Origin of the sequence: Mesorhizobium sp. L2C066B000, assembly GCF_000502335.1 — a bacterium.
In the GTDB taxonomy this organism is placed as follows: Bacteria; Pseudomonadota; Alphaproteobacteria; order Rhizobiales; family Rhizobiaceae; genus Mesorhizobium.
The window spans coordinates 54,865-80,872 of record NZ_AYWZ01000001.1 but is presented as its reverse complement, the minus strand read 5'-3'; the positions used below and the strand labels follow the sequence as shown (position 1 = coordinate 80,872).

The 26,008-nt window shown below is 64.0% G+C and carries 25 protein-coding genes and 1 pseudogene; 12 read left to right on the top strand and 14 right to left on the bottom strand.

Going from position 1 to position 26,008, the window contains the following annotated elements:
* Positions 1 to 60: 60 nt before the first annotated feature.
* Positions 61 to 729 carry a hypothetical protein gene (locus X733_RS1000000170070; RefSeq protein WP_031202403.1) on the top strand — a complete coding sequence of 223 codons (669 nt, stop codon included), beginning with the start codon at positions 61 to 63 and terminating at the stop codon, positions 727 to 729.
* A gap of 13 nt (positions 730 to 742) precedes the next feature.
* The gene (locus tag X733_RS165275; RefSeq protein ID WP_023817193.1) at positions 743 to 1,954 is read left to right on the top strand and encodes a cytochrome P450; all 1,212 of its coding nucleotides are present in this window, start codon (positions 743 to 745) and stop codon (positions 1,952 to 1,954) included.
* Here X733_RS165275 and X733_RS165280 read toward each other — a convergent pair.
* The 5 genes from X733_RS165280 to X733_RS165300 all read right to left on the bottom strand — a co-directional run bounded on the left by X733_RS165280 (position 1,938) and on the right by X733_RS165300 (position 5,987).
* Positions 1,938 to 2,852 carry a glycosyltransferase family 2 protein gene (locus X733_RS165280; RefSeq protein ID WP_023817192.1) on the bottom strand — a complete coding sequence of 305 codons (915 nt, stop codon included), beginning with the start codon at positions 2,850 to 2,852 and terminating at the stop codon, positions 1,938 to 1,940. The two genes, X733_RS165275 and X733_RS165280, sit on opposite strands and share 17 nt — an antisense overlap.
* Entirely contained in the window at positions 2,849 to 3,724 is an 876-nt protein-coding gene (locus X733_RS165285; RefSeq protein ID WP_023698639.1) for an alpha-1,2-fucosyltransferase, read from the bottom strand. Before X733_RS165285 ends, X733_RS165280 begins: the two co-directional genes overlap by 4 nt.
* A gap of 103 nt (positions 3,725 to 3,827) precedes the next feature.
* Positions 3,828 to 4,187, bottom strand: coding sequence for a hypothetical protein (locus X733_RS165290; protein WP_023817191.1), 360 nt, complete (start codon positions 4,185 to 4,187; stop codon positions 3,828 to 3,830).
* 88 nt (positions 4,188 to 4,275) lie between these two features.
* A complete protein-coding gene (locus tag X733_RS165295; protein WP_023817190.1) occupies positions 4,276 to 5,424 on the bottom strand; it encodes an amidohydrolase in 1,149 nt (382 codons plus the stop codon).
* 356 nt (positions 5,425 to 5,780) lie between these two features.
* A complete protein-coding gene (locus X733_RS165300; protein ID WP_023817189.1) occupies positions 5,781 to 5,987 on the bottom strand; it encodes a hypothetical protein in 207 nt (68 codons plus the stop codon).
* Between the two features lie 206 nt (positions 5,988 to 6,193).
* Here X733_RS165300 and X733_RS165305 point away from each other — a divergent pair, with 206 nt between their 5' ends.
* Positions 6,194 to 7,183: a GlxA family transcriptional regulator gene (locus tag X733_RS165305; protein WP_023817188.1), complete on the top strand. Its 990-nt coding sequence runs from the start codon at positions 6,194 to 6,196 to the stop codon at positions 7,181 to 7,183.
* Here X733_RS165305 and X733_RS01000000165685 read toward each other — a convergent pair.
* The 4 genes and pseudogenes from X733_RS01000000165685 to X733_RS165315 all read right to left on the bottom strand — a co-directional run bounded on the left by X733_RS01000000165685 (position 7,170) and on the right by X733_RS165315 (position 11,751).
* The gene (locus X733_RS01000000165685) at positions 7,170 to 8,228 is read right to left on the bottom strand and encodes an HlyD family type I secretion periplasmic adaptor subunit (RefSeq protein WP_245274363.1); all 1,059 of its coding nucleotides are present in this window, start codon (positions 8,226 to 8,228) and stop codon (positions 7,170 to 7,172) included. The two genes, X733_RS165305 and X733_RS01000000165685, sit on opposite strands and share 14 nt — an antisense overlap.
* 85 nt (positions 8,229 to 8,313) lie before the next feature.
* Positions 8,314 to 8,508: pseudogene (locus tag X733_RS1000000170545) on the bottom strand (HlyD family type I secretion periplasmic adaptor subunit); the annotation flags it as partial.
* A gap of 57 nt (positions 8,509 to 8,565) precedes the next feature.
* Positions 8,566 to 10,326, bottom strand: a complete 1,761-nt coding sequence (locus X733_RS165310) for a type I secretion system permease/ATPase (RefSeq protein ID WP_023817187.1) — start codon at positions 10,324 to 10,326, stop codon at positions 8,566 to 8,568.
* Entirely contained in the window at positions 10,327 to 11,751 is a 1,425-nt protein-coding gene (locus X733_RS165315; protein ID WP_023817186.1) for a family 16 glycosylhydrolase, read from the bottom strand.
* 415 nt (positions 11,752 to 12,166) lie between these two features.
* On the opposite strand from X733_RS165315, the gene X733_RS165320 reads away from it, so the two are divergent.
* Entirely contained in the window at positions 12,167 to 12,610 is a 444-nt protein-coding gene (locus X733_RS165320) for an SRPBCC family protein (RefSeq protein ID WP_023683102.1), read from the top strand.
* A gap of 68 nt (positions 12,611 to 12,678) precedes the next feature.
* Here X733_RS165320 and X733_RS165325 read toward each other — a convergent pair whose 3' ends face one another.
* The 3 genes from X733_RS165325 to X733_RS165335 form a co-directional block, all read right to left on the bottom strand.
* Positions 12,679 to 13,644 (bottom strand): hypothetical protein, encoded by a 966-nt coding sequence (locus X733_RS165325; RefSeq protein ID WP_023817185.1) that lies wholly within the window; start codon positions 13,642 to 13,644, stop codon positions 12,679 to 12,681.
* 128 nt (positions 13,645 to 13,772) lie between these two features.
* Positions 13,773 to 15,275 carry an ATP-binding protein gene (locus tag X733_RS165330; RefSeq protein WP_023817184.1) on the bottom strand — a complete coding sequence of 501 codons (1,503 nt, stop codon included), beginning with the start codon at positions 15,273 to 15,275 and terminating at the stop codon, positions 13,773 to 13,775.
* 137 nt (positions 15,276 to 15,412) lie between these two features.
* Complete coding sequence (locus tag X733_RS165335; RefSeq protein WP_023710834.1) at positions 15,413 to 16,054, bottom strand: glutathione S-transferase family protein; 642 nt, start codon at positions 16,052 to 16,054, stop codon at positions 15,413 to 15,415.
* A 146-nt stretch (positions 16,055 to 16,200) separates the two neighbouring features.
* On the opposite strand from X733_RS165335, the gene X733_RS165340 reads away from it, so the two are divergent.
* The gene (locus X733_RS165340; RefSeq protein WP_023817183.1) at positions 16,201 to 16,425 is read left to right on the top strand and encodes a hypothetical protein; all 225 of its coding nucleotides are present in this window, start codon (positions 16,201 to 16,203) and stop codon (positions 16,423 to 16,425) included.
* A gap of 132 nt (positions 16,426 to 16,557) precedes the next feature.
* On the opposite strand, the gene X733_RS165345 is transcribed toward X733_RS165340, so the two are convergent.
* The gene (locus tag X733_RS165345; RefSeq protein WP_023686540.1) at positions 16,558 to 17,043 is read right to left on the bottom strand and encodes a hypothetical protein; all 486 of its coding nucleotides are present in this window, start codon (positions 17,041 to 17,043) and stop codon (positions 16,558 to 16,560) included.
* Positions 17,044 to 17,218: 175 nt separating this feature from the next.
* Here X733_RS165345 and X733_RS165350 point away from each other — a divergent pair, with 175 nt between their 5' ends.
* Both X733_RS165350 and X733_RS165355 read left to right on the top strand, forming a co-directional pair.
* A complete protein-coding gene (locus tag X733_RS165350) occupies positions 17,219 to 17,584 on the top strand; it encodes a RidA family protein (RefSeq protein WP_023683098.1) in 366 nt (121 codons plus the stop codon).
* A 105-nt stretch (positions 17,585 to 17,689) separates the two neighbouring features.
* Positions 17,690 to 18,916: an amidohydrolase/deacetylase family metallohydrolase gene (locus X733_RS165355; RefSeq protein WP_023817182.1), complete on the top strand. Its 1,227-nt coding sequence runs from the start codon at positions 17,690 to 17,692 to the stop codon at positions 18,914 to 18,916.
* A 163-nt stretch (positions 18,917 to 19,079) separates the two neighbouring features.
* On the opposite strand, the gene X733_RS165360 is transcribed toward X733_RS165355, so the two are convergent.
* Positions 19,080 to 20,858, bottom strand: coding sequence for an NAD(P)/FAD-dependent oxidoreductase (locus tag X733_RS165360; protein WP_023817181.1), 1,779 nt, complete (start codon positions 20,856 to 20,858; stop codon positions 19,080 to 19,082).
* Positions 20,859 to 21,261: 403 nt separating this feature from the next.
* Here X733_RS165360 and X733_RS29165 point away from each other — a divergent pair, with 403 nt between their 5' ends.
* Genes X733_RS29165 through kdpC form a run of 5 tightly spaced genes read left to right on the top strand, consistent with a single transcriptional unit; the run spans position 21,262 to position 25,978 of the window.
* Positions 21,262 to 21,351 carry a K(+)-transporting ATPase subunit F gene (locus tag X733_RS29165; protein ID WP_023817179.1) on the top strand — a complete coding sequence of 30 codons (90 nt, stop codon included), beginning with the start codon at positions 21,262 to 21,264 and terminating at the stop codon, positions 21,349 to 21,351.
* An 18-nt stretch (positions 21,352 to 21,369) separates the two neighbouring features.
* Positions 21,370 to 23,073, top strand: a complete 1,704-nt coding sequence (kdpA, locus tag X733_RS165370) for a potassium-transporting ATPase subunit KdpA (protein ID WP_023817178.1) — start codon at positions 21,370 to 21,372, stop codon at positions 23,071 to 23,073.
* 8 nt (positions 23,074 to 23,081) lie between these two features.
* Positions 23,082 to 23,309: a hypothetical protein gene (locus tag X733_RS165375; RefSeq protein WP_023817177.1), complete on the top strand. Its 228-nt coding sequence runs from the start codon at positions 23,082 to 23,084 to the stop codon at positions 23,307 to 23,309.
* Entirely contained in the window at positions 23,306 to 25,399 is a 2,094-nt protein-coding gene (gene kdpB, locus X733_RS165380; RefSeq protein ID WP_023817176.1) for a potassium-transporting ATPase subunit KdpB, read from the top strand. Before X733_RS165375 ends, kdpB begins: the two co-directional genes overlap by 4 nt.
* Positions 25,400 to 25,411: 12 nt before the next feature.
* On the top strand, positions 25,412 to 25,978 hold the full coding sequence (kdpC, locus tag X733_RS165385; protein ID WP_023817175.1) for a potassium-transporting ATPase subunit KdpC: 567 nt from the start codon (positions 25,412 to 25,414) through the stop codon (positions 25,976 to 25,978).
* Positions 25,979 to 26,008: the final 30 nt, after the last annotated feature.

Genomic DNA, 26,008 nt, shown 5'->3' with positions numbered 1-26,008 from the left:
CCGCATTGGCAAGAAACTGCCATGCGCCATCAACGCGTTAGAAGTCGAGGCAGCCGACACATGAATTTAGACGATGTTGCGATACCCATCCGCCGGTTAGACCTGGAAGACATCCCTTTGCTGATGGAGCTTGAGGCTGCCGCCTGGGCCGCACCGCTGCAGGCGAGCGAAACGACCATCCGCCACCGGCTGGCACTCGGACACACCATGTTCGGCGCGATCGATGGCGATCTGCTTGCTGGCACCATCTGCTTTACCGAGACCAGCCAGGATCCGCTGGTGCGCGCCGATTTCCCCAGGAATTTCGATGCCTATGCATCGCTGCCGCGCAGCGAGCCGGTTTACGCACTTTACGCCTACAATCTCTGCGTCCGGCCGAGCCATCGCGGCTCCAACACGGCGGTGCGGCTCTTGAAGGAGATGGAGAGCCACGGCCGCCGCCTGGGCGCCAGCTGGCTGATCGGCGATGGCCGCTGCTCGTCCTATGCCGGCTCCTCGGGCGAAGAGTATGATCATGTCAAGGCCGATGCGCGGTTCCGCGCCACCATCGACCGCTGGAACCAGACCGGCACAAGACCGCCGCTGGAAGAGATCATCCGCGATCCGCTGCTGCGCATGCACTACCGCGTCTACGGATGCGAGTTCCTCTACGTCATGCCGGACTTCTTCCCGCAGGACGCCACGTCAGGCGGCTTCAGGGTCATTTCAGCCAAGAATCTCAAGGCATGAGATTCGAGCCGTCATGACAGCTCCGCATTTCGATCCGTTCGCGCTCGGCGACGACCCGTTTCCGCATTTCGCCCGCATGCGCGCCGCCGGCGGCATTGCGCGCGGCGTCGCGCCCTATCCCGAGCTGGCCGACGCGCATTATGTGTTCAGCCATGAGCTGGTGTCGGGCGCGCTGAAGCATCCCGCTCTTCTTCAGGCGCCGCCGGGTACATATGAAGAGGTCCGCCGCAAGCTCGTCGACCATGCGCCCATGGCTCTGCTCAGCCGCTCGGTGCTGCTCGCCGATCCGCCTCAGCATGGCGCCTTGCGCCGGCCGGTCGCTGGCTTTTTCTCACGGCCGGCCATCGAAGCGCTGACGCAAGGTCTTCGCGCGCTGAGCCACGAGCTGGTCGAGCGTGCGCTGGCGGATGGCCGCGTCGACGCCGTCGCCGGGCTCGCCGTGCCGGTGTCCTTCTGGCTGCTGCAGGAAATCCTCGGCATCGAGATCGAGGACCCTTGGGCGTTGAAATCGGTGACCCGCCGCATGGCCAGCGCATTCGACCTGCGAAGAGCGCAGCCGCCGGCAGCAAGCGCCGAGGCCTATCGCGAATGCCAGGCTTTTGTCGAGGAGCGGCTGGCTCGACAGGCCTACCGGCCGGACGGAATGGTTGCCGGCATGGTGCGGGAGGTTGCGCAAGGCCGCTGGTCGCGCGGGGACATGGTGGCCAACATCGTCTTCATGCTGTTTGCCGGACAGGAGACTGTCGTCGACGCTCTCGGCAACGCAATTGTTGCGCTGGATCGATTTCCCGAACAGCGCGCGCTGCTCGAGCGCGGCGCTGTCGACTGGAGCAGCGCGGCGGCCGAACTGCTGCGCTATGGCGCCTCGGTGCAATACGCCGTCGCCCGCATCGCGGCGCAGGACGTCGACCTCGGCGACGTCAGGATTGCGGCTGGCGAAGCGGTCGTGCCGGTGCTCGGCAGCGGCAATCGCGACGATGCCGTCTTCGCCGATGGCGACCGGCTGGACCTCACGCGCCCGCCAGCCATGTCGATGACCTTCGGCACCGGCCTGCATGTCTGCCTCGGGCAACATGTCGCCCGTATCGAGATCGCGGCGATGATAGAAGCCCTGTTCACCCGTGCGCCCGGATGGCGGCTCGATGCCGCAAATGCCGAGCGCCGCGCCACGATGTCGTTTCACGGCATGGCTACCGCGCCGCTGATCCTCAACCCCGCTGCGTGAAAAGCGGCCGCGTCTGGGCGATCACCGCGGGGTCGAGCGACCTGACGATTTCCGAAACCTTTGCCCGCAAGGCGCCCACCGTCGCATCGTCGAGCGGATCGAGAATATCGTTCTGATCTCTCGATACCCGGTACTCGTCCAGCGACGGCGCCTCGCTCGACGGCGTGAAGCCGCCGCCGCGGGCATGCTTGTCGGCCAGTTCCTGCCTCGATTTCACGGCATAGTGGCGGATCCAGCCGATCTTCCATTCCATCGGCATGGCCGCCGGGTGCTTGTCGAGCGTCATGCCGTCGACCAGCGTCCTGCGCAGCGAGATGCGGAAACCGTGCGGGTGCGGCATGAACTGCCCGGGATCCCGCAGCGCCTTGCGCAGCGCCGAGGACACGCGGGCAAACGACTTCTTCCAGCGCGCGGTCGGGGCGTCATGCGTGCCGCGCCTTTGAAACCGCACCGTCACCAGTTCGTCGTCATAGGCCTCTTTGCCGTCGCTGCCGAAATTCACCCAGCGAAAGGCGACGCTGCGCACGCCCGGGCGGCTCAAAAGCGAGCGGACCAGTTCGGCTCCGCTCCAGGGCGGCCCGTCGAGCGGCTCGAGGAACTCGTCGGCGTCCATGAAGCCCAGATAGCGATAGCCGTGGAGCAATGCCTGCCAGTAAAGATAGGAATAGGCCCGCCGCTGCGGCAGCACCGTGTCGTGCCGCCAGTCGACGAGCCGGATCCAGCCGGCATCGCGCAACGCCTGGAGCACCGCCGACTGCGGGCCGGCGCTGCAGTTGTCGGCGATCATCAGGTCGAAGCCATGCAGCTTGTGCCAGGCGACCCACTCGATCACATAGGGCTGCTCCAGCTTCATGATCGCGCAGATCACCGGCCTGTTGACGGAAAACGGAATTCTCATCGCAACGCTTTCCCCGCGCCACCCGCTGCTGCTTGAGGCTCGACCTGCCGGAACGGGATCGCATCGCCATAAAATGCCGCAAGCTGCTCCGAAGAGCCCGTCCAGTCGCCCATGTCGAACTGGTGGAACCGATAGCGTGGGTCGTCAAGGGGCAGCAGGTCGATATCCGGCCTGATGCACCGGTCGAATATGCCGGCCACCGGCAGATGGATCGTCCGCGCCGAAGACAACCAACCGGCCAGCCAGGAGAAGCTGCTCACCCCCGTGACGAGATGGCTCGCCCGGCGCAGCGTCTCGAAATCGGTCAATGGCGACGCCTTCGGCGCGAAGACAGCATCGGGAAAACGCTGACGCAGGCGCCGGCAATAATCGTTGTCCTCATGGGTCTGGCCGACGAAGACCGGCTTGCGGCCGCTATCCTTGATGAGGGTCTCGAAGAAGCCGAATGGCATCGGGCAATAGTTGCGGTGGAAGCCGTCGAGGATGTCGCCGGCCCGCACATGGATGACGAGGAAATCGTCGCCATGGGTCGGCGCGGCGACGGCACGCCCGTCGAAAAGCCCGGAGACCTCGTCCCGGTCATAATAACCCAGCCGCTGCGCGAAGCCCTTGAAGCGGATGCTCCGCGCCCGCCTGTCGCGGAACGCGGCTATGATCCCGTCGAGGTCGTAGCGGTGATAGCCGTCGACCCGAAGCAGCCGGTATTTCCACAACAAAGGCGGCCGCACCCTGGCAATGGACCATTCCGGCAGGTCGGCGTCGCAGACATAGCCACCGGGGATACGCTTCGCCAGCACATGGCAAAACATGTACTGGAACATCTTGTTCGCCATGCCGCCAAACGGCTGCATCACGATGGGCACTTGCCGCATTGGACCCCTTTCGCCAAAGACGGTCATTGTTACCCGAGCTGCGCGGGCCGGTCGACTGGCCTCTGGCCAAGGGCGCATCATGATCGCCGCCGTCAGGCCACCCTCAGGGATAATGCGTCGGCTTTGGTGCGTAGATTTGCGGATCGAAGTCCAAATCCTTCGGCAGCGGCAGGCTCGAGCACTGTAGATGCATCTGGCGCGCCAACAGCCTTCGCTGCTTCTGCTCATTCTCCTTGATGGCCGCCACGAGGCCCATGCTGTAGGGCCCCAGCACGACGCCGGCGGCCCATCCCGGATGCTCCTTCTCGCGCGCGTCGTAATTCATGGCATCGGTGCGGGCCTGCTGGCATTCCGGCGTCGCCCATTTCGGTTCTTGGGTCGAGAGCGAGGCTCCATACTGGACCGGAGACGATACGCACCCTGCCACTGTCGCAGTCAACGCGACGACCATTGCAATTCTCATCCGCAAGCCCCTCCTAATGTAGGACGCGACTACAAGACGATTCCAGCGGGAAAAAGGCAGCTTCAGGATGCGGATTTTGCAGGGCCGCTCACCCCAAAAGGTTGCGCGCCGTGCGCATGAAGATCTTCGAACCGATCGGGATCAGATCGTCGGGAAAATCATAATCGGGGTTGTGCAGCGAAGGATGGCGCTCGCCGGCGCCGAGAAAGAACATGGCTGAGCTCGCCTTGTGGCCGAAGATGCCAAAATCTTCCGAAGCGCGCATCGGCAAGGCTTCCTCGCTGCGCGCGACGCCCTCTTCGTCAAGCGCGCGGTTGAGATGTTCCACCGCGTCCGGCGCATTGACGCTGGCGACGAAGATTTCGTGATAGTCGCAGCGCACGGACAGGCGGTGCTCGGCCGCTATCCTGGCGGCCAGCGCTTCCGCAGCTGCGACCAGCTCCGCCATGCGCTCGTCACGCCTTGTGCGCAGCGTCGCCCACACCTCGGCGTAGCCGGGCGCGATGCCGAACACGGCCTCGCCCATCGTCGCATGGGTGACGGTGACCATGCTGAAATCGTCATCGGCGAAAGTGCCGCGCCCGAGTGCCGGAAGCGCCGGCATCAGCTGGCTGATCGCCGGCATCGGCGACACGCCGGTTTCGGGCATGGAGGAATGCGCGGTCTTGCCGTCCAGCACGATGCGGATGCCGCGCGAGGCGCAGTTGACCACGCCGGGCTTGAGGCGAACCTCGCCGAACGGCACGCCCGGCAGATTGTGCAGCGAGAAGGCGAAGTCCGGCGCGATCTCGTCAAAGCGTGGATCGGCGACGACGCCGGCCGCACCATTGCCGGTCTCCTCCGCCGGCTGGAACATCAAGACGACGCGGCCGCGCGCCGGCCGTTCGCGCCCGAGCTGGCGGCCGAGTGCGGCGAGGATCGCGGTGTGGCCGTCATGGCCGCACATATGCGACTTTCCCGGCACCTGCGAGGCATGCTCGACACCTGAAAGCTCCTCGATCGGCAGCGCATCGATCTCCGAACGGAACAGCACCGTCGGCCCGGCCTGGCCGCTGTCATACACCGCTCCCACACCATGGCCGCCGAGGCCGGTCAGCACCTTGTCCGGCCCGGTATCGGCGAGGAAGGCGACGACTTCCTTGGCGGTCTTTTCTTCCTCGTTGGAGATTTCCGGCCGCTGGTGCAGCCTGCGCCGCCATGCCGTCAGCTCGATGATATCGCGATTGGTCAGGGTCATGGTTGGGGCTCCGCTTAGTGCTGTGGCTGCAAACTCAACATACAATGATCTGTAGATAGTCCGGCGAGGCAAGCCCCTGCATGATTGTGTCGCGGGTGATGATCGGAATTTTTCTTACTCGCGCCGTTGCGATCAGGTAGCAGTCGCCGGGATCCTCCTATGCCGAGATAGGGCGGGTTCTTGTGCGTCGGCTTATGGGACGCGATCGCCAATTCCCACGCAGTGATTGGGGAAACATAAAGCTTGCCCGCAGTTTGGCTCTCGGCGATTGCGATGAGAGCTTCTTCCGAAAGCGTGCCTGCGGCCGTTACCAGCCAATAAAACGTATGCGTGTCGAGAAGCGCCCCTGGCAAGGATCAACTATCCCTGGGTTTGCGCACCTGGTGAGAGCCGCCTTTGAGGGCTTGATTAGCAATCGGCTTCGTAAGGTCCACACTTTTTTTCAGGGGCAACTGCGACGATTTCATCGAATCAGCACCGCGCACTTCAACGTAGCGGCCGCTGCGGGAATCGCGCACCACCCACTTGCCGGTCAGCTCCTGTTTGGTCTGTGCTTTTGTCATGAACCCAATATAGCGGCAAATTGTTATGGATGCGAGCGGTCTCGGCCTGTTGAAGCCAAAGCGATACCGTGACGGCGCATCAGAAAGTCGTCAATCTCATCTCCGACATCCGGTGGCTTCTCCTGAAAAGCGCCGCGTGCTCGCCTGTGCGACATCTTTCGCGATAATTGCTTCCATCCACCCGAAGGTACGGTTTCGGAGCAACAATGGCCAGGCGGTTTGCGTTTCTCTTGGTTCGCGACTTCACGCTGTCGCCGCTGTCGCTGTTCATCGACACGCTGCGGCTGGCCGGCGATGAGGGCGACCGCAGCCGCCGGATCGAGTTCGACTGGGAGATCGTCGGCGAGCGTGGCCTGCCGATCCGGGCGAGTTGCGGTGTCGAGTTGCTGCCGACCAAGGCGATCGGCAACCCGCAGGAGTTCGACAATGTCGTCGTGGTCGGCGGTCTGCTCGACACCAACCGCAGCCTCAGCTCCGAAAAGGAGGCCTTCCTGTTGCGGGCGGCCCAAAAGGGCGTGCCGCTGACGGCACTCTGCACCGGCAGCTTCGTGCTCGCGCGCTACGGCCTGCTCGATGGCTACAGTGCCGCCGTCAGCTGGTTCCATATCAAGGATTTCCGCAGCCAATTCCCTGACGTGAACGCCCATGCCGACAGCCTGTTTTCCGTCGATAGGGGCCGGTCGACCTGCGCCGGCGGCACGGGTGCAGCCGACCTTGCCGGCCATTTCGTGTCGCAGTTCATCGGCCGCAAGGCTGCGGAAAAAGCCGCCAAGATCCTCGTGCTCGACCGCATCCGCTCGAGCCTGGATGTGCAGCCCGTCGGCGACCTCTTTCCCGCGGCCTCGAGCCGCGCGGTAAAACGGGCGCTGCTTCTGATGGAAAGCAATCTCCAGGAGACGCTGTCGGTCGCCGAGATCGCAGGCCGGTTGAATTTATCCCGGCGTCAGCTTGAGCGGCTGTTCGGCGCCGAGCTCGGCATCGGCCCGATGGCCGCCTATCTTGCGCTGCGCGTGCATCAGGCGAAGTCGCTGCTGGAGGGGAGCGACTTGGCGATCGGCGACATCGCCTACCGCTGCGGTTTTCCCAATGCCGGCCATTTCAGCCGTGTCTTCCGCCAGCAGACCGGCATCACGCCGACCCATCTCAGGCATCCGAACCGAATGTCGGGCGGGGCGCCCTCGCCTATCGCTCCGTGAACGCCCGCGCGAACGAGTCCAGCATCGGGCGCGCCAGATATTCGAGGAAGGTCCGCTCGCCGGTGCTGATAAACGCCTCGACCGGTGTTCCAGGGTAAAGCTGCTCGGCCTTCACGCCCTGCGGCAGCGTGTCGGTGATCTTCAGCCTGGCGCGGAAATATGCCTCATGCGTGGTTTCATCGATCAGCCGGTCGGCGGAAATTTGCGTCACCGTAGCCGGGACCTCAGGGGTGAGGCGCGCGTTCAGGGCGGACAGCCTGAGCTTCGCCGGCTGGCCGACGCGAACCAGGTCCACGTCTTTCGGCCGCAGCTTCGCGTCGACGATGAGGCCCGACGCGGTCGGCAGGATCTCCATGATCTTCTGCCCCGGCGCAATCACGCTGCCTTTGGAGTTGTAGATCGAGGATACCACGATGCCGGGTGCCGGCGCCTTGATCGTCGTGCGCCCCAGCACCGCCTCGGCTGCGGTGATCTGTTCGCCGATGTCGGCCAGGCTGGTGCGAACCTCGTCGAGCTTGGTCAGCGCGTCCTCGACGCGCTGCGTGGTCGCGCGCTCGACCTGCGCCTGGGCTTCGACGATCTGCGTCTTGGTCGCTGCGATATCCGCCTCCAGCGCGCCGGCCTGGCCGACCAGATCGGCCTCGCTGCGCAGAAGCTGCGAATATTCGCTGCGGTTGGTGAGACCCTTGTCGAGCAGGCCGGTCTTGATGCCGAGTTCCTTCTTCACGATCTCGGCCTGTTGCTGGATGGCGAGTTTCTGCGCCTCCAGGCCCAGCGCCGACTCACGATGCATGGCGACGCGCTGCGCCAGGATCGACTGCTCGGACCGGAACCGGGCGAGCCGGGCCTCGAACTCCTTCTGTTGTTCGTGCACCAGATTGTCGAAATCGCTCTGGAACGGCGCGGGCGCTGCCTCGGCGATCGGCGCCAGCCTGTCCGATCCGTCGCGCTCGGCCTCCAGCCGCGCGGCACTTGCCCTGAGCGCGATCGACTGTCTGGTCAGCCGGTTGAGGTCGGTCTCGGCCGCCCTGCGGTCGAGNGGCACTTGCCCTGAGCGCGATCGACTGTCTGGTCAGCCGGTTGAGGTCGGTCTCGGCCGCCCTGCGGTCGAGCAGGACCAGCGGTTCGCCTTGTTGCACGCGGTCGCCTTCATGCACCAGCAACTGCTCGATGATGCCGCCCTCGGGGTGCTGGATGAGGATGTTGCCGCCCGTCGCCGAGATCGTGCCGGAGGTGATCACCGCGCCGGAGAGCGGCGCGTTCGCCGCCCAATAGCCGAAGCAGCCGACGAAGAGCGCTATGGCCACGTAGCCGACGACGGCCATGCGGCGGAAGTCGGTGCGCGGTCGACCTTCGAAGGCGAGGCTCTGCTGCATCATCGTCTATGACCCGAAGCGGACGCTGTGCGGGCGCACGGTCGGCGCGAACGAGCCTGTCACCACCGCGCTCCCGGCCTTGCCGGCCGCCGGTTGCCTCAGCACCTCGCTCGCAGGGCCGAAAGCTTCGACCATGCCGTTGCGCAGGACCATGACGCGGTCGCAGGCCGCGGCGATCGAAGGGCGATGCGTGATGACGACTGTCGTGACGCTTACACTTCGCGCGGCCGAAAGCATCCCTTCGAGCGCCGCCTCCCCACTGCCGTCGAGATGGGCGTTGGGCTCGTCCAGCACCAGCATGCGTGGCTTGCCGTAGAAGGCGCGCGCCAGCCCTATCCGCTGACGCTCGCCGCCCGACAGCACGGTATGCGACGGGCCGATCACAGTCTGATAGCCGTCGGCCAGCGTGAGGATCAGCTCATGCGCCTCGGCGCGCCTGGCCGCTTCGACGATCGCGGCGTCATCGGCGTCGGGTTCGAAGCGGGCGACATTTTGCGCGATCGATCCGGGGAAAAGCTCCACCTCCTGCGCGAGATAGCCGATATGCCTGCCAAGCTGGGTTTCGTCCCAGCTCCTCAGGTCGGCGCCGTCGACCCTGACCGCGCCGCCGGTCGGCTGCAGCGCGCCCACAAGCAATTTCGCCAGCGTCGATTTGCCGGCCCCGCTCGGGCCGACGATCGCCACCGCTTCGCCGGCGCCGATGGCAAAATTCAACCGCTTGAGGATGGGCTCCGTGCCGAAAGCCGCAGTCGGCGCGATGAAGAACAGATCCTGCACCGAAATCGCGCCCAATGGATCGGGCAGTGCGAGCTTGCGCCCCTGCGCTGGTTGCGCCGCAAGGGCGGTGTCCAGCCGCTTCCAGCATCGCCTGGCGTCGACGATCTGCCGCCAGGATCCGATCAGCTGGTCGAGCGGCTGCAGGGCGCGCGACGACACCAGCGACGAAGCGAAGATCATGCCGGCGGTCATCTGCCCTTGTAGCACCAGCCACGCGCCGGCGCCGAGGATCGCCAGTTGCAGCATCATGCGCAGCGCCCGCGACGTCGCGCTGAAGATCGCATTGGCGCTTCCGGAACGGTCATGCAGGGTCAGCGCCTCAGCAACGTGCTGTCCCCAGACCGCGGCGGCATTTTGCACCATGCCCATGGCGCGCAGCGTGTCGGTGTTGCGGGCGAAGGCCTGCTCCGCCTGGCTGGCCACCGCCGAGCGTTCCGCCGACCTGGCATCGTTCCTGCCGATGGCAAGCTGGTTGGCCACGACCAGGAGAAACAGCAGCACGGCGCCGGCGAGCGTCAGCCAGAACAGGACGGGATGGATGAAATAGAGCAAGGCCAGGAAGACGGGCGCAAACGGCAGGTCGAACAACACCGCCACGCCGCGCGACCTGATGAAGGCGCAAGTCGTGGCAAGGTCGTTCAGCGGCGACAGCCCGCTGCCGGCATGTCTGGCGCCAAGCGAGGCGGCGAATGTCCGCGCGCCCAGTTTCTGGTCGACGGTGGCCGCAACACGTTGCGCGTAGATGGCGCGGACCGCGTCCAGCAGGCCGAGGAAGGCGAGCGCGAGGACCGCCATGGCCGAGAGATAAAGCAGCGTCTCGACGCTGGAGGACGGCAACACCCGGTCATAGACCTGCAGCAGATAGAGCGGGATCACCAGGAGCAGGATGTTGATCAGCAACGAAAAGATGCCGATATCGGCGATGCCGCGCAGGAAAACCGGGCGCAGGCCGATGGCCGCATCCCTGAGTGGCGCGCGGTCCCGTGACATCTAGACCGCGTGCTCGGCTGTCGTGCTCAGATGGCTCTGCTGCAAATCGTTCAGCGTATAGGCGTGGATATAGTCGATCTTCATTTGCGCGGGCGTCGCCAGATGGTCGGGCGGCGCGCCGGCTTGACCGCCGACCGCAAGGTCGACCAGCATATACATGGGCTTGTTCATATCGGACGGCGTCGCCGCTTCCGCGACCTGGACGCCATCATAGGTCCAGACCAGCTTGTCCGGCGTCCACAACAGGCCATAGGTGTGATAGCCGTCGGTGTTGGAGACATTCACCGTCGACCCGACCGTGGTGTGGGTTCCCGTCTCATTTGTGTGCGCGGTCATGAGAAGCGCATTCGGGTTCTGCCCATACATTTCGATCACGTCGAGTTCCGGGGGCCATGAACCGTCTTCGGGCAGAAGCCAGAAGGCCGGCCACGCGCCGGCGTTTTCCGGGAGATCGGCCCGCATTTCGAAATAGCCATAGGTCTGCGAGAAGGTGTCGTGCGTCGTCAGTATGCCGGAAGTGTATTCGTAATTGTTGATCAGCGGCTTGATGTCGTCGGGCGCATGCGCCGCGGTTATGGTGAGCACGCCGCTTGCGACGCTGAACGGATGGACCGAGCTGGTCGGCGCATAATTGGCGTCGATATACCATTGCAGCTCGCCGTTCTGGGGCTGCGAGCTGCCGTTCTGCGCCCCCCACCAGAAATTGGAATCCCAGATGCCGCTCTGGCCGTTCCACAGCCTCAGCGTGTTGAAATCGTCGTTGAAGGACAGCGTCATGCCGGTCTTGTCGATCGGCAGCTCGAACTGGCCGGGCTGAAACTTGTCGATCGTGGTGTTGTGGAACACCAGCACCTCGCTCGAGCCGAGGTTCAGCTGCACGTTCGATCCCACCTGGACCATATTGGCGTGGACGGCCTCGAACGAGGTGAAGGCATAGCCGTTGAGGCGCACCGTGTCGGTCGCGCCGAAATCGGAGATAAGGTCGCTGCCATTGCCCTTGGTGATGATGAAGGTGTCGGCGCCGGCGCCGCCGATCAGCACGTCATTGCCCTTGCCGCCGTCCAGCGTCTGGCTGCCAGCGCCGCCCGTTATGATGTTGTCCTGACCATTGCCGAAGGCATAGTGGCCGTCGCCGGTGACGACGAGGTTCTCGAAATTCGCGGGCAGCTTGTAGCTCATCCAGGTATCGATCGTGTCGACGCCCGCGCCGTAGTTCTCGACCGCTTTGTTGATCGTCGAATAGAGATGGTAATAGTCGTCGCCCGCGCCGCCATACATGGTGACCTTGACGTTGGTGTCGCCCCAGAAGGAATCGTTGCCCGAGGTGCCGTAGCGGTAAGGCGCGCCTCCAGTCGCCGAGAACCAATGGGTGGAAGCGCCGGTATACGGAAGTGGAATGCCTTTGGCGTTGAGGACTGTGGTCATTCCGACACTCCTTGCGCGTGCTGCCTTGGTCGTTCGACAACCTTCGAGCGACCATTTCGGATCAACTCTTAAATTGATCCGTCGTTCCAGGGAATCATTCTATAGTACACCAAGGAGATCGTCGCCCATCATTTAATAGATAATGCCGAAGGCGTTAAGCTGATCCTAATACAACTTTGTAGGAGAGACTTACAATTTTAATAAATTGTGAGATCCGCGCCGAAAGGTTAGGCAACCTGTCAATGATTCATGCAATTTGACGCGACACGACCGCCTGCCTGAGGCGGCGACTCGAAGTCGCGGGCGGATGGCTGCCGGCAAAGGGCTCAAGAAAATTTGACAGCTATGTCGGACCGGGTGAGGTTCACCCGTCCTTGGGGCATCGAACAACGAAACCACAAAGGATACCGAAGAGATGCCAAGCACCGTACGTTTGCACCGCGTTCTGACGACCAGCCCGGAGAAGGTCTACCGCGCATTCACAGAAGCCGACGCGCTGGCGAAATGGCTTCCGCCGAACGGCTTCACTTGCACCGTGCACAGCTTCGACGCGAAAGTCGGTGGCGCCTTCAAGATGTCGTTCCGAAACTTCACGACGGGCGGCAGCCATTCCTTCGGCGGCGAATATCTCGAACTCGTTCCCGGCGAGCGCCTGCGCTACACCGACAGGTTCGACGACCCCAATTTGCCCGGCCAGATCGAAGTGACCGTGCTCCTGAAGAAAGTGTCGGTCGGCACGGAACTCGACATCACGCAGGCCGGCATTCCGGACGTTATTCCGGCCGAAGCCTGCTACCTCGGCTGGCAGGAGTCGCTGCGCAATCTGGCAAAGCTCGTCGAACCCGAGATCAATCAGTAGAGCCCATCGGATCGGCGGCGCCGCCCAGCCAGTCCGCCGCCGACAATGCCGAGCCGAGGACGCATCCCTCACGGCCCGGTGCAGATCGGCAACGGTTGTGGCGGCGGTGGCGGGTTGTCCTTGGCGTATTGCGCGATGATCGGCTCAAGGCTCTTTCGCGGCCAGAATTTCGGCTTGCCGATCTCCTTCAGGCAGCACGCATTCCAATAGGCGCCCGATTTACCAACGGCGGCGATGTCGCGCGATTCCGGGTAGATATAGAGCGTCGTCGGATCGCTCTTCACCATCGAAATGATCTGGTCGGCGTCGGACGGCGACCAGCTGGTGCAGCCATTGCTGCGGCCGCCGGCGTAATCCACCAGCTTGCCGTATGGGACGAAGCCGTCATGGTCGGCATAGGAGCTGTTCGGGTTCTTGCGCAGGCACATGCCGCGCAACAGCCGCGCCGCGTGGCCGCCGATCACCCGCTGCCTGGCATTCGCCGTCTCGCCCTCGCCGTCGAACTGGATGAAGGTGCGCAGCAGCGCCTGGTCCTTTTTTGCGCCGATGCGGTAAAAACCCTTGAATGAGGTCTTTGCCTCGCCGGTCATATAGGCGCCGCCGGTCGTCAAGGACGAGTCCAGCGCATTGCCGAAGTTTTTCGCGCAGCGCTTCCCGTTGGAGAAATCGACCACGCCCTTCAGATTGCGGCCGCCGCCATGGCCCGACGAGATCGCCCTGAACGACTGCTTGGCCTCGCAAATGACGTAGTAGCGCCGCCCCAGCACGCCATTGCCGAGATCGCCGGGGCGCGTCGCATCCATGGCGAAATAGCAGCCATTGTGGACCGCGCCTTGCGCGACCTTCTTCAGGTAAAGCGCGCGCGCCCGCTCCAGCACCACTTGCGAAATCTCGCCGTCGTCATTGCCGACGTGGGCCTGCAGCCACGCCGGTAAATCGGAGGACGCGGCAAAAGACCGGGCAGACATCGTCAAGGCGATGCCGGCGATGGCGAGGAGGCCAAAGACAAAGACAGCCAGAGATTTCAACCGCACCGGACAACCCTCCCGCCCGAACCGTTCTGCGATTCTCGGAAACCCATCATAAATCGTCGCGCGCCGATCGGCGAAACACATCTTGTTCAGAACCGCGCAAGCAAGTCAGGTAGCTGCCTGTTCGCCTTTCACAGCGCCAGGCTGCCCTGTTCCGCCTCCGCGGCATTGGGGTCGCCCGGCGCCGTCGCCCAGGCGAGCTCGACCAGCGTCACCGTGCGGCGGCCGGTGCCGTCGAGCTGGCAGACGATGAGGCCCTGCTCCTCGATATAGGTGAGCAGCCGCCGGGCGCGCCGCAGCGAATGCGAGCCGTAGGCGCGCGCGATCGCCGCGTCGCTCGGGCACGGCCAGCCCTCCTTGGCGGCGCGGGCGATCATCATGAACACGCCCTGCATGTCCTCGGGCAGCAGCGAGGCGCGCACGGAAACGTCCTGCCAGGCGTCATCGCCTGCCATGTCGGCGCCGAGCCCGGCGCGGGCGCGCGTCAGCATGCGACGGAATTCTGAGAGGTCCGGCACCACCGAAGCGAGGCCTTCGATGCGGCAGCGGACGACGAACTCCTGATAAAGCACGCCGATGACGCGGAAACCCGCATTGGGCTGCGCCAGGATGGCGCGCAGGACACGGTCCACCCGCTCTCGCCGCTCGGCCATATCCTCGGCGCTTACCGCCGGTTCCGCAGGTTCGGGGCGGATGTCCAGCGCCGCCGATTTGGCCGCCATCAGCTGGTCGAGCAGCTCCGGCGACGCCATCCGGCGCGGCGCGCGGATCGTCTCGGGCGGCGGCGCCGCCAGGATGATGGCGCGTGCGTCTTCAAGCGCTGTTTCCGGCATTGCCATCAGCCGCGGCGTACCGTTGCGCGGGCTGGTCTCGGTCTGGCCGATGCGCACGCCGAGCGGGCGGCGCGACAGCGCCGGTCCCAACGCCATGAAGTGCCCGCGCTCCAGGTCTCGAAACGCCTCGGCCTGACGCCGTTCCATGCCCAGAAGGTCGGCGGCGCGCGCCATGTCGATATCGAGGAAGGTACGGCCCATGAGGAAGTTGGAGGCCTCCGCCGCAACATTCTTGGCGAGCTTTGCCAGCCGCTGCGTGGCGATGATGCCGGCAAGGCCACGCTTGCGGCCGCGGCACATCAGATTGGTCATGGCGCCGAGCGAGAGCTTTCGCGCCTCGTCGGACACTTCGCCGGCCACGGCGGGCGCGAACAGCTGCGCTTCGTCGACCACCACCAGCATCGGATACCAATGCTCGCGGGCAACCTCGAACAATCCGCCGAGAAAGGCAGCGGCGCGCCGCATCTGGTTCTCGGCATCGAGCCCTTCGAGATTGAGCACCGTGGAGACGCGGTGGATGCGCGCCCGCTCGCCGGCTGCTTGCAGGCCACGCTCCGTATGCTCCTCGGCATCGATGACCAGATGGCCGTAATGGTCGCCCAGCGAGACGAAATCGCCTTCCGGGTCGATGATGGTCTGCTGCACCCAGGGCGCGCTCTGCTCCAGGAGCCGGCGCAAAAGGTGCGATTTGCCGGAGCCGGAATTGCCTTGCACCAGAAGCCGGGTCGCCAGCAGCTCCTCAAGGTCGAGCGCCGCCGGCGCACCCGCCGTCGTCTGTCCCATCTCGATGGCTACGGTCATGTCACGACTCTCCTTGCGGACAGGGCTTATCAACCCGGCCGCGAGCCGTCGAGCGCGCCATGGCAACTCGCCCGCTGTTCCACACCTATGCTGCCAAAGCGCCACACATCAGCCCATCTGCCCATAGGGAAGGCACATCAAGCGGAGTTGACCGGCGGCAGAAGCGGCGCTTCCAGCCCGTCGAAGGGATCGCGCCAGGCATCGATGGCTTCGAGCCGGCGATACCAACCCAGAACAGAGGGATAGTCCGCCAGCGGCAGGCCGGCTGCATCGTTGAACGGCAAAAACGTCGCCATGCGGAAATCGGCATAGGAGAGCGACTTGCCCACAAGCCATGGCCGCTTGGCGAGCTCCGCCTCGAGAATCGCTGCCGCGATGCGGAACTCCGCCAGCCCCTCCTCGACCTTGCCCTGGTCGACGGGCCCAATCCCGTAGCGCTGCTTGGTTCCGCGCTCGAAATGCACGGTGTCGCAGGCCCGCACGAAATTTTCCTTGCCCCAGCTTAGCCAGCGGATCATGTCGGGTTGGTCGCCGCCGCCGCGCCAGAAATCCGAACCCGCTTCGCGCGACAGAAGGCAGGCTATGGCGTCGGCTTCCCACAGGCTGCCGCCCGGCCATGCCAATATCGGCAGGGTAAGATTGGGATTGAGCTGACGAAACCGCTCAGCCTGCCCGGGCGCCATGGGTGCCGCAAACTCACACTCGACCTTGGCCTGCAGATGACGTGCAGTTGCAACCGCGAGGCGCGGATTGGGATTGCGGCTGAAGTACAGTTTCATGTCCGGTCCTGGATGCTGTGGGCTCGATCCTATCAAACACGCAACCGTGCCCTCCAGGCAATCTGGTCGGACCACGATTCCGCTGGCACACGCCGTCGTTCGGCGTATTATTTCCTTCGGGAGAGGGTTCTTGGCAGGAGGAAGCCATGAACGTAGTGCCGAGCGTACCTGTCATCGACGTGACAACCCAGAACCTTGTTTCCTCTGCGCTTTCCAGATTCCGCGCCGGCGATACCGTCTCGACTAGAGCGGCGCTCGACGCCATCCGCCGGATGGATCCAACCTGTGTCGACAGCGACGACGATCTCGTCGAACTCGTGGTCATGGCGGCAATTGGTAAGACCATGGCGGTCGTGTTCGACCACCGCTAGCCCTGTTGGACGAACCTGTCCCGTTCAACTCGCTTGAGCTCGAGTGAGTTCGGTTGGCGAGCTTTTACAACTGCAGCCCGGGAGGCGCACGTCTTCGTGCGCGAAGGCCGGCAGTAGCATAAGCGGCAAGACTCAGATCCCCAAGGGATGTGGCATGTAGCCGACGAAGCCGCCGATCTTCCAGTGGCCCGCCACCTTCCTGCAAAAATACAGCGTCTGCCATTTCAGCTTGTCGACGCTGCCATCGGCCTTGGCCACCGAGCCGTTGAACTTCTTGTGCAGCACGGCGCGGTCGCCATCGACGTCGATGTCGCGCATGTTGGTGACGCGAAACAGCGCCTCGCGCAGCGGCTCGGCGAATTCGGTCGCCGCCGTCTCCTTGGCCTGGCGCAGCCATTCGTCGCGATAGACGGCAAGGCTCGGGAATTGCAGACGCCAGGCGTCGGCATCGCTGAGGAAATGCGCATGCATGCCGAAGAAGCTGTCGGCGAGGAAATCATCCTCGACCATCGACCAGTCCTGACCGATAAAGGCGTCGATGTCGCGCCGCACCAGCATTTCCCAGAGCGCGTGACGATCGGCATCGCCCTCTGGAAACGGGTTCTTGTCGAAGGTCATTGAAATCTCCTGTCGGGAAAATGCGACGCGCAAGATGCTGGCGAGCCTGCGATAAAGCAACACGCGTTTGGAAAAATGTTGCTTTCCAAAAAGCCCCCTATGAGGATCACCGGGACAGGCGTAGAGCGGTCGGCGAAAACGGGGCGCGGCCCGCCATTCTGAACAGGAGTTTCCCTTGCCCAAAGAGTGTTTTGGAACATCCCACGTGCCGCTGTCGCCGGCCGTGCGCGCCGGGGATTTCGTCTACATCTCAGGTCAGGTGCCGGTCGACGGCGACCGCATTGTGGTCAAGGGCGGCATTACCGAGCAGACCGAGCAGGTGCTGCAGAATGTGAAGGCAGCACTGGCGCTGGCCGGCTGCACCATGGACGATGTCGTCAAGACCACGGTCTGGCTCGAGGACGCGCGCGACTTCGGCGCCTTCAATGCCGTCTACGCCAAGCACTTCCCGAAAAATCCGCCGGCCCGCACCACGGTCGAATCGCGGCTGATGATCGACATCAAGATCGAGGTCGAAGCCGTCGCTTACCGGCCGGTTTGACCAGTCGGGGCATGATCCCGAAAAGTGGAAACCGGTTTTCTCGGACAAACGGAAACCGTTTTGTCCAAAGATCATGCCCCGAAACAAAGAGAGAGGCAGGCGCCGATGCAGTTCGATCTCCTGATCAAGGGCGGCCGCCTGATCGATCCGGCCTCGGGCCTGGACGCGCCGCGCGATGTCGCCGTTGCGGGCGGACGGATCGTGGCCATCGAGGCGGCGATCGATGCCGAGCACGCCACCAAGATAGTCGACGCTCGTGATTGCATCGTCACGCCCGGCCTCATCGACCTGCACAGCCATGTCTATTGGGGCGGCACCTCGCTGGGCGTTGACGCCGACCGGCTGGCGGCCAAGAGCGGAACCACCACCTTCATCGATGCCGGCAGCGCCGGCGCCGGCAATTTTCTGGGCTTTCGCCGCCATGTCATCGAGCGCTCGAAGGTGCGTATTCTCGCCTACGTCAACATCTCCTTTGCCGGCATATTCGGCTTCTCACAAAGCGTCTCGGTCGGCGAATGCAGCGATCTCAGGCTCTGCGAGCCACGCGAGACGGTGGCTGCGGTGCGCGAGCACGCCGATGTCGTCGTTGGCGTAAAAGTGCGCTCCGGTAAGCATGCCGGCGGCGCCAGCGGCATCGCGCCGGTCGATCTCGCGCTGGAGGCCGCCGACCAGGCCGGCCTGCCGCTGATGGCGCATATAGACGAGCCGCCGCCCGGCCGCTCCGAAGTGCTGCCGCGCCTGCGGAGAGGCGACATCCTCACCCACTGTTTTCGCCCGTTCCCCAATGCGCCGGTCTTCGCCTCCGGTGCGGTACGGCCGGACATGTATCTGGCCCGCGAACGCGGTGTCATCTTCGACATCGGCCACGGCATGGGATCGTTCGACTTCGCCGTGGCGAAAGCGATGCTGGTCGAGGGCCTCGCGCCCGACGTCATCTCCAGCGACGTGCATCTCTATTGCGTCGACGGTCCGGCCTTCGACATACTGGTCTGCATGTCGAAGCTAATGGCGCTCGGCATGCCGCTGGTCGAGGTGCTGCGCGCCGCCACGCAAAGGCCAGCCGAGGCGATCGCCAGGCCGGAGCTTGGGACGCTGAAAGTTGGCGGTGTCGGCGATGTCGCGGTGCTGAGACTGCGCCCCGGGCGCTTTACCTTCGTCGATGCGGTCGGTGCGGCGCTGATCGCGGATCAGCGGCTCACATCGGACGGCATCGTCGTGGGTGGTGCCTGGTGGCCGAACGAAGCCGCCGACCACAACGAGACCGAGCGCTTCGAGGCCCACACGCACCATACGCATGTCGAGGTCGCGGCACGGCATTTCGGGCGTGGATAATCTCCCTCCTTGAGGGGGAGATGGCCGGCAGGCCAGAGGGGGTCGGTTCGACCGGACGCAAGCTCCTCGCGGCAGCTGGAGGTCAGCGCTCCACGCGTGGCGACCCCCTCTGTCGCCTTCGGCGACATCTCCCCCTCAATGGGGGAGATCGCTAGCGCCCGAATTACTCACCGCCCCCAAACACCGGCGTCGCAATCCCTTCCATCCGCGCCTTGATCTGCAGCGCCACATATTTCGAGTAAAACCGCGACAGCGCCAGATTGCCGCCGTGGAACCACAGCGCGTCCTGCGCCGTCGGCTTCCACATGTTGCGCAGCTCGCCTTGCCAAGGACCGGGATCGCCCTTGACGCCGGAGCCGAGGCCCCAGCAAGGCCCTACCTTGTCGGCGACCTCGCGCGAGACGATGGCCGCCACGGTCTCGTTCATCGACTGGTAGCCGGTACAGGCGACGATCGCATCGACGGCCAGCTCGCTGCGGTCGTCGAACAGGATGCCGGTCGGCGTCAATGAACTGATGCCGACGCCGCTCTTCACTTTGATCTCGCCATTGATGATCAGTTCGCAGGCGCCGACATCGATGTAGTAGCCGGAGCCGGTGCGGTAGGCCTTCATCAACAGCCCGGTCTCGTCCTCGCCGAAATCGATGGCAAAGCCGCCGGCGCGTAGCTGGTCGTAGAAGTCTGCGTCGCGTGCCTTGATCACCTCGTAAAGATCCCGCTGGCCCTTGGGTACAAGCGCGAACGGCGTGGACGCGACGATCAGGTCGGCCTTGTCGGTGCTGATGCCGCGCGCCAAAGCCTTTTCCGAGAAGATCTCGAAGCCGACTTCCATCAGAGTGTCGGATTTCACCACTGTCGTCGGCGACCGCTGGATCATGGTGACGTCTGCGCCGCTCTCCCAGAGGTCGACGCTGACATCGTGCCCCGAGCTTGCCGCGCCGATGACAGCGACACGTCTGCCGCGGAATTTCTCGCCGCTTGCATACTGGCTGGAATGCAGGAGTTCGCCCTTGAAGGTCTCGGCGCCGGGCAGCGTGATCTGGCGTGGCGGGCCATAGGCGCCGGTGGCAAAGACAATGTGCTTCGGCTTCAGCGTGATCTGCCGGCCGACACGGTCGACCACCACAGTCCACACCTTCTCGGTCTCGTCATAGCTGGCGCTGACGCATTTGGTGGCGACCCAGTAGTTGAGCTCCATCACCCTGGTGTACATCTCCAGCCAGTCGCCCATCTTGTCCTTGGGCGTGAACACCGGCCAGTTCTCCGGGAACGGAATGTAGGGCAGATGGTCGTACCAGACCGGATCGTGGAGCACGAGCGAGCGATAACGGTTGCGCCAGGAATCGCCGGGGCGCGCATTTTTCTCGATGATGATGGTGGGCACACCGAGCTGCCTCAGCCGCGCGCCGAGCATGATGCCGCCCTGCCCGCCGCCGATCACCAGGCAATAGGGCTGCTCGGTGGCGCCGAGGTCGCGCGTCTCGCGCGCCCGCGCCTCCGCCCAGGTTTCGCGCTTCGGATCGGCCTTGTGACGGATACCAAGCGGCCGCTCCGGTCCCTTTTGTTCCTCGAACCCCTTGAGCTCACGCACCGCCGTGAACAAGGTCCGGCAGCGGCCATCCATGAGGCGTACAATCCCTTCGCCCCGCGCGACAGACGTCTCGAAGGTGAACCAGGCCTCGACCGTGCCTTCATCCGAGGTCGCCTCGCCGGACAGCGTCCAGTGTGAGGGCTTCACTTCCGCCAGCGTCGCTTGCAGCATGTCGCGGATCGCATCGCGGCCTTCCATCGTGGTGATGTTCCAGGTGAAAGCCAGCAGATCGCGCCAGTAGCAATCCTCGACGAACAGGTTGGCGGCCGCATCGGCGTCATCAGCTTCCAGCGCCCGTGCAAGCGCGGAAAGCCATGTCGCCGCCTGTTTCGATGGTGCCATGTCGAGCATCTGTTTTTCCCTCACCTTGCCTTCCCATTGTTTCGAAAGACGGCGCCGCCGCAAGGGGGGTCGCGATATCATGGCGTCGGTTTCTGGCGGCCCGAAACGGAGCCATCTCCCCGAAATCTTTATAGGAATTTTATATCTTTCCTCCGCGGCCTGTCTCGAACCTTTATGGCGATCGGGTCCATATTCCACTTCGAGCAAAACGCTCCGGGCGCCGTAGCCATCGAAGCTACAGCGGGTCGTTCTCATGGAATTTCTGGCTCGCCAGTCGCAGGCGCCAAATACAAGCAGAAGCAAGGACCAACACACATGGACATCGTCGTCATCGGGATCGAGGTTTTGTTCTTCGGCCTTTCCCTCGCCTACATCAAAGCTTGCGACGCTCTTTAAGCGGAAGGATCGCACCATGCTTGTCGATTACACCCTCGGTGGCGGCGTGACCTTGTTCCTGCTCGTCTACCTGACATACGCCCTCGTTCGCCCAGAACGCTTCTGAAGCAAGGCACGGAAAGCCATGACACTCAACGGATGGATACAGATCCTGGTTTATTGCGGGATCGTCGTCTTGCTGGTGAAGCCGCTCGGCGGCTACATGTACCGCGTCTTCAACGGCGACCGCACATTGCTGTCGCCAATACTCGGGCCCGTTGAGCGCGGCCTCTACCGCATCTCGGGCACCAGCGAACGCGAGGAGCAGCACTGGACCGCCTATGCGGCCGGCATCATCTTCTTCAGCCTTGCCAGCTTCCTGGTGCTGTACTTTCTGCAACGCCTGCAGGGCGTCCTGCCTTACAATCCGGCCGGGATGGCATCGGTCGAACCCAATCTCGCCTTCAACACTGCCGTCAGCTTCGTCACCAACACCAACTGGCAGAATTACGGCGGCGAAAGCACGTTGTCCTACCTCGTGCAGATGGCCGGCCTCACCGTGCAGAACTTCATGTCCGCCGCCGTCGGCATTTCCATTGCGGTGGCGCTGATCCGCGGCTTCGCCCGCGCCTCGGCCAAATCGATCGGCAATTTCTGGGTCGATATGACCCGCTGCACGCTCTACATCCTGCTGCCGCTCAGCATCGTGCTCACCCTTGTCTATGTCTGGCTCGGCATGCCGCAGACGCTGGGGCCGTATGTCGATGCCACCACGCTCGAAGGCGCCAAGCAGACGCTCGCCCTTGGGCCCGTCGCCTCGCAGGTTGCCATCAAGATGCTCGGCACCAATGGCGGCGGCTTCTTCAACGCCAATGCCGCGCATCCTTTCGAAAACCCCGACGCCATCTCCAACATGATCCAGATGGTGACGATCTTCGCGCTGGGTGCTGCACTCACCAACGTCTTCGGCCGCATGGTCGGCAACCAGCGCCAGGGCTGGGCGATCCTGGCCACGATGGGTGTGCTGTTCATCGCTGGCGTCGTTATCTGCTACTGGGCGGAAGCCGCGGGCAATCCGCTGGTCCATGCGCTAGGCGTCGACGGCGCCAACATGGAAGGCAAGGAGAGCCGCTTCGGCATTGCCGCTTCGGCACTATTCGCCGTCATCACCACGGCTGCGAGCTGCGGTGCGGTGAACGCCATGCATGACTCGTTCACAGCACTTGGCGGCCTGGTCCCGATGCTCAACATGCAGCTCGGCGAAGTCATCGTCGGCGGCGTCGGCGCCGGCTTCTACGGCATCGTCATGTTCATCGTCATCACCGTGTTCGTCGCCGGCCTGATGGTTGGCCGCACGCCCGAATATCTCGGCAAGAAGATCGAGGCCAAGGAGGTCAAGATGGCAATGCTCGCCATCCTCGCTCTGCCGTTGGTCATGCTGGTCTTCACGGCAATAGCGGTCGTGCTGCCAAGCGCCGTCGCCTCGATGGCCAATGGCGGTCCGCATGGCTTCTCCGAGGTTCTTTATGCCTACACTTCGGCGGCGGCCAACAACGGCTCGGCCTTTGGCGGCCTTTCCGGCAACACGCCCTGGTACAACATCACGCTCGGCATCTCCATGTGGGTGGGTCGCTTTTTCGTCATCATTCCAGCGCTTGCCATTGCCGGCTCGCTAGCGACGAAGAAGACGGTTCCGGCTTCCGCCGGCACCTTCCCGACCGACGGCCCGCTGTTCGTCGGCCTGCTCGTCGGCGTCATCCTGATCGTCGTCGGCCTGACCTTCTTCCCGGCACTGGCGATCGGACCGATCGTCGAGCACCTGGCTGCCATCAACGGCCAGACATTCTGAGGCTTGTCATGTCCTGGTTCTACCCAAAACGCATGAAGGCCCGGCCGCGAGCCGGCCCACGAGCCGGCAGTGAGGGGGAGGAAACGCCCACTCCCTTCCCCAGCGTATCTACCTTCCTCGGCCTCGCGGCAGTCATGATCGTGATCTGGCTGCTGGCCTATGGCCCGCCGCCCCTCTTTTCGGCATCCGATCGGTCGGTGCCGGCCAACAGTTCAGATACTGGAGCCACCAAATGAGCCAGTCCAAATCCGCGAGCATCATGGATGCCCGCATCCTGTGGCCGGCCATCGGCGGCGCCTTCAGGAAACTCGACCCCCGCACGCTGGTCAGGAACCCGGTGATGTTCGTCGTCGCCATCGTGTCGCTTCTCACCACGGTCCTGTTCGTCAAGGATCTCGTCACCGGCGGCGGCGATTTCGGCTTTACGCTGCAGATCATCATCTGGCTGTGGTTCACCGTGCTGTTCGCCAACTTCGCCGAGGCCGTCGCCGAAGGCCGCGGCAAGGCGCATGCCGATTCGCTGCGCAAGGCGCGCACCGAAACCCAGGCCAAGCTGCTTGCCGGCGAAGACCGCTCCAGGTTCAAGCTGGTGCCCGGCACCAGCCTGAAGGTTGGCGACATCGTGCTGGTCGAAGCCGGCGACATCATCCCGTCCGACGGTGAAGTGGTCGAAGGCGTGGCCTCGGTCAACGAGGCGGCAATCACCGGCGAGTCCGCACCCGTCATTCGCGAATCCGGCGGCGACCGTTCCGCGGTCACCGGCGGCACGCAGGTTCTGTCCGACTGGATTCGCGTGCGCATATCAGCCGCCTCCGGCCACACCTTCCTCGACCGCATGATCTCGCTGGTCGAGGGTGCCTCGCGCCAGAAGACGCCCAACGAGATCGCGCTCAACATCCTGCTCGTCGGCATGACGCTGATCTTCGTGCTGGCCACCGCCACGATCCCGAGCTTTGCCTCCTATTCCGGCGGCTATATCCCGGTGACGGTGCTGGTCGCGCTGTTCGTCACCTTGATCCCGACCACCATCGGCGCCCTGCTGTCGGCAATCGGCATTGCCGGCATGGACCGCCTGGTGCGCTTCAACGTGCTGGCCATGTCCGGCCGTGCCGTCGAAGCGGCGGGCGACGTCGATACGCTTTTGCTCGACAAGACCGGCACCATCACGCTCGGCAACCGCCAGGCCACCGAATTCCGCCCGGTCAAGGGCGTCACCGAACAGGAACTGGCCGATGCCGCGCAGCTCGCCTCGCTCGCCGACGAGACGCCTGAGGGACGCTCGATCGTCGTGCTGGCCAAGGAGAAATACGCCATCCGCGCCCGTGACATGGCAACCTTGCATGCCAGCTTCGTGCCCTTCACCGCGCAGACCCGGATGAGCGGCGTCGACATCGATGGCTCGTCGGTGCGCAAGGGCGCCGTCGATTCGGTTCTCGCCTATGTCAGCCAGTCGACATCGGCCACTCACGGCACGCGCCCCGGCAGCGACACCGTCAAGGATATCCAGGCGATCGCCGACGAGATCGCCAAGTCGGGCGGCACGCCGCTGGCCGTCGAGCGTGACGGCCGCCTGCTCGGCGTCGTCCACCTCAAGGACATCGTCAAGGGTGGTATCGGCGAGCGCTTCGCCGAACTGCGCAAAATGGGCATCCGCACCGTGATGATCACCGGCGACAATCCGATGACTGCGGCGGCGATCGCAGCCGAAGCCGGCGTCGACGATTTCCTCGCCCAGGCCACGCCCGAGGACAAGCTGAAGCTGATCCGCGACGAACAGGCCAAGGGCAAGCTGGTCGCCATGTGCGGTGACGGCACCAACGACGCGCCGGCCTTGGCGCAGGCCGATGTCGGCGTCGCCATGAACACCGGCACGGTTGCCGCCCGCGAGGCCGGCAACATGATCGACCTCGATAGTGACCCGACCAAGCTGATCGAGATCGTCGAGATCGGCAAGGCGCTGCTGATGACGCGCGGCTCGCTGACGACCTTCTCGATCGCCAACGACGTCGCCAAATACTTCGCCATCATCCCGGCCATGTTTGCCGTCTTCTACGCTGCGCCGGGACATACCATCGGCCCCCTGCAAGCGCTCAACATCATGCATCTGGCGACGCCACAGAGCGCCATCCTGTCGGCCATCATCTTCAACGCGCTGATCATCATCGCTCTGATCCCGCTGTCGCTGAAAGGCGTCAAATACCGCGCCATCGGCGCCGGCGCGCTGCTCAGCCGCAACCTCCTGGTCTACGGCCTCGGCGGCATCATCGTTCCCTTCGCCGGCATTAAGGCGATCGACATGATCGTCACCGGCCTCGGCCTCGCTTAAGGAAATACGTCCATGCTCACTCAGATAAGACCCGCTGTTATCATGATCGTCTTTTTCACCGTTTTGACCGGCCTGATCTATCCCCTGGGCATGACCGGCATCGCCCAGGCGCTGTTTCCGCACCAGGCCAATGGCAGCCTGATCGAGAAGAATGGCACGGTGATCGGCTCCGAGCTGATCGGCCAGGGCTTTGCCGGCGACACATATTTCCACGGCCGCCCCTCGGCTGCCGGCGACGGATACAACGCCGCAGCGTCCAGCGGCTCCAATCTCGGTCCAACCAACCCCAAGCTGATCGACCGCATCAAGGGCGATGTTGCAAAGCTGAAGGCGGAGAACCCGAACCAGCCGGTGCCGATGGATCTGGTGACGACGTCCGGCAGCGGCCTCGACCCCGCCATCAGCCCGAACGCCGCCTATTTCCAGGTCGCTCGGGTGGCCAAGGCCAGGGGCTTCGACGAAGCCAAGGTCAAGGCGCTTGTCGACAGCCATGTCGAAGGCCGCGAACTCGGCTTCCTCGGCGAGCCGGTCGTCAATGTGCTGGCGCTCAACCTGGCACTGGACGATACCAAGCAGTGAGAGACAATCTCTGAAGCCAGGGGCCAGGGA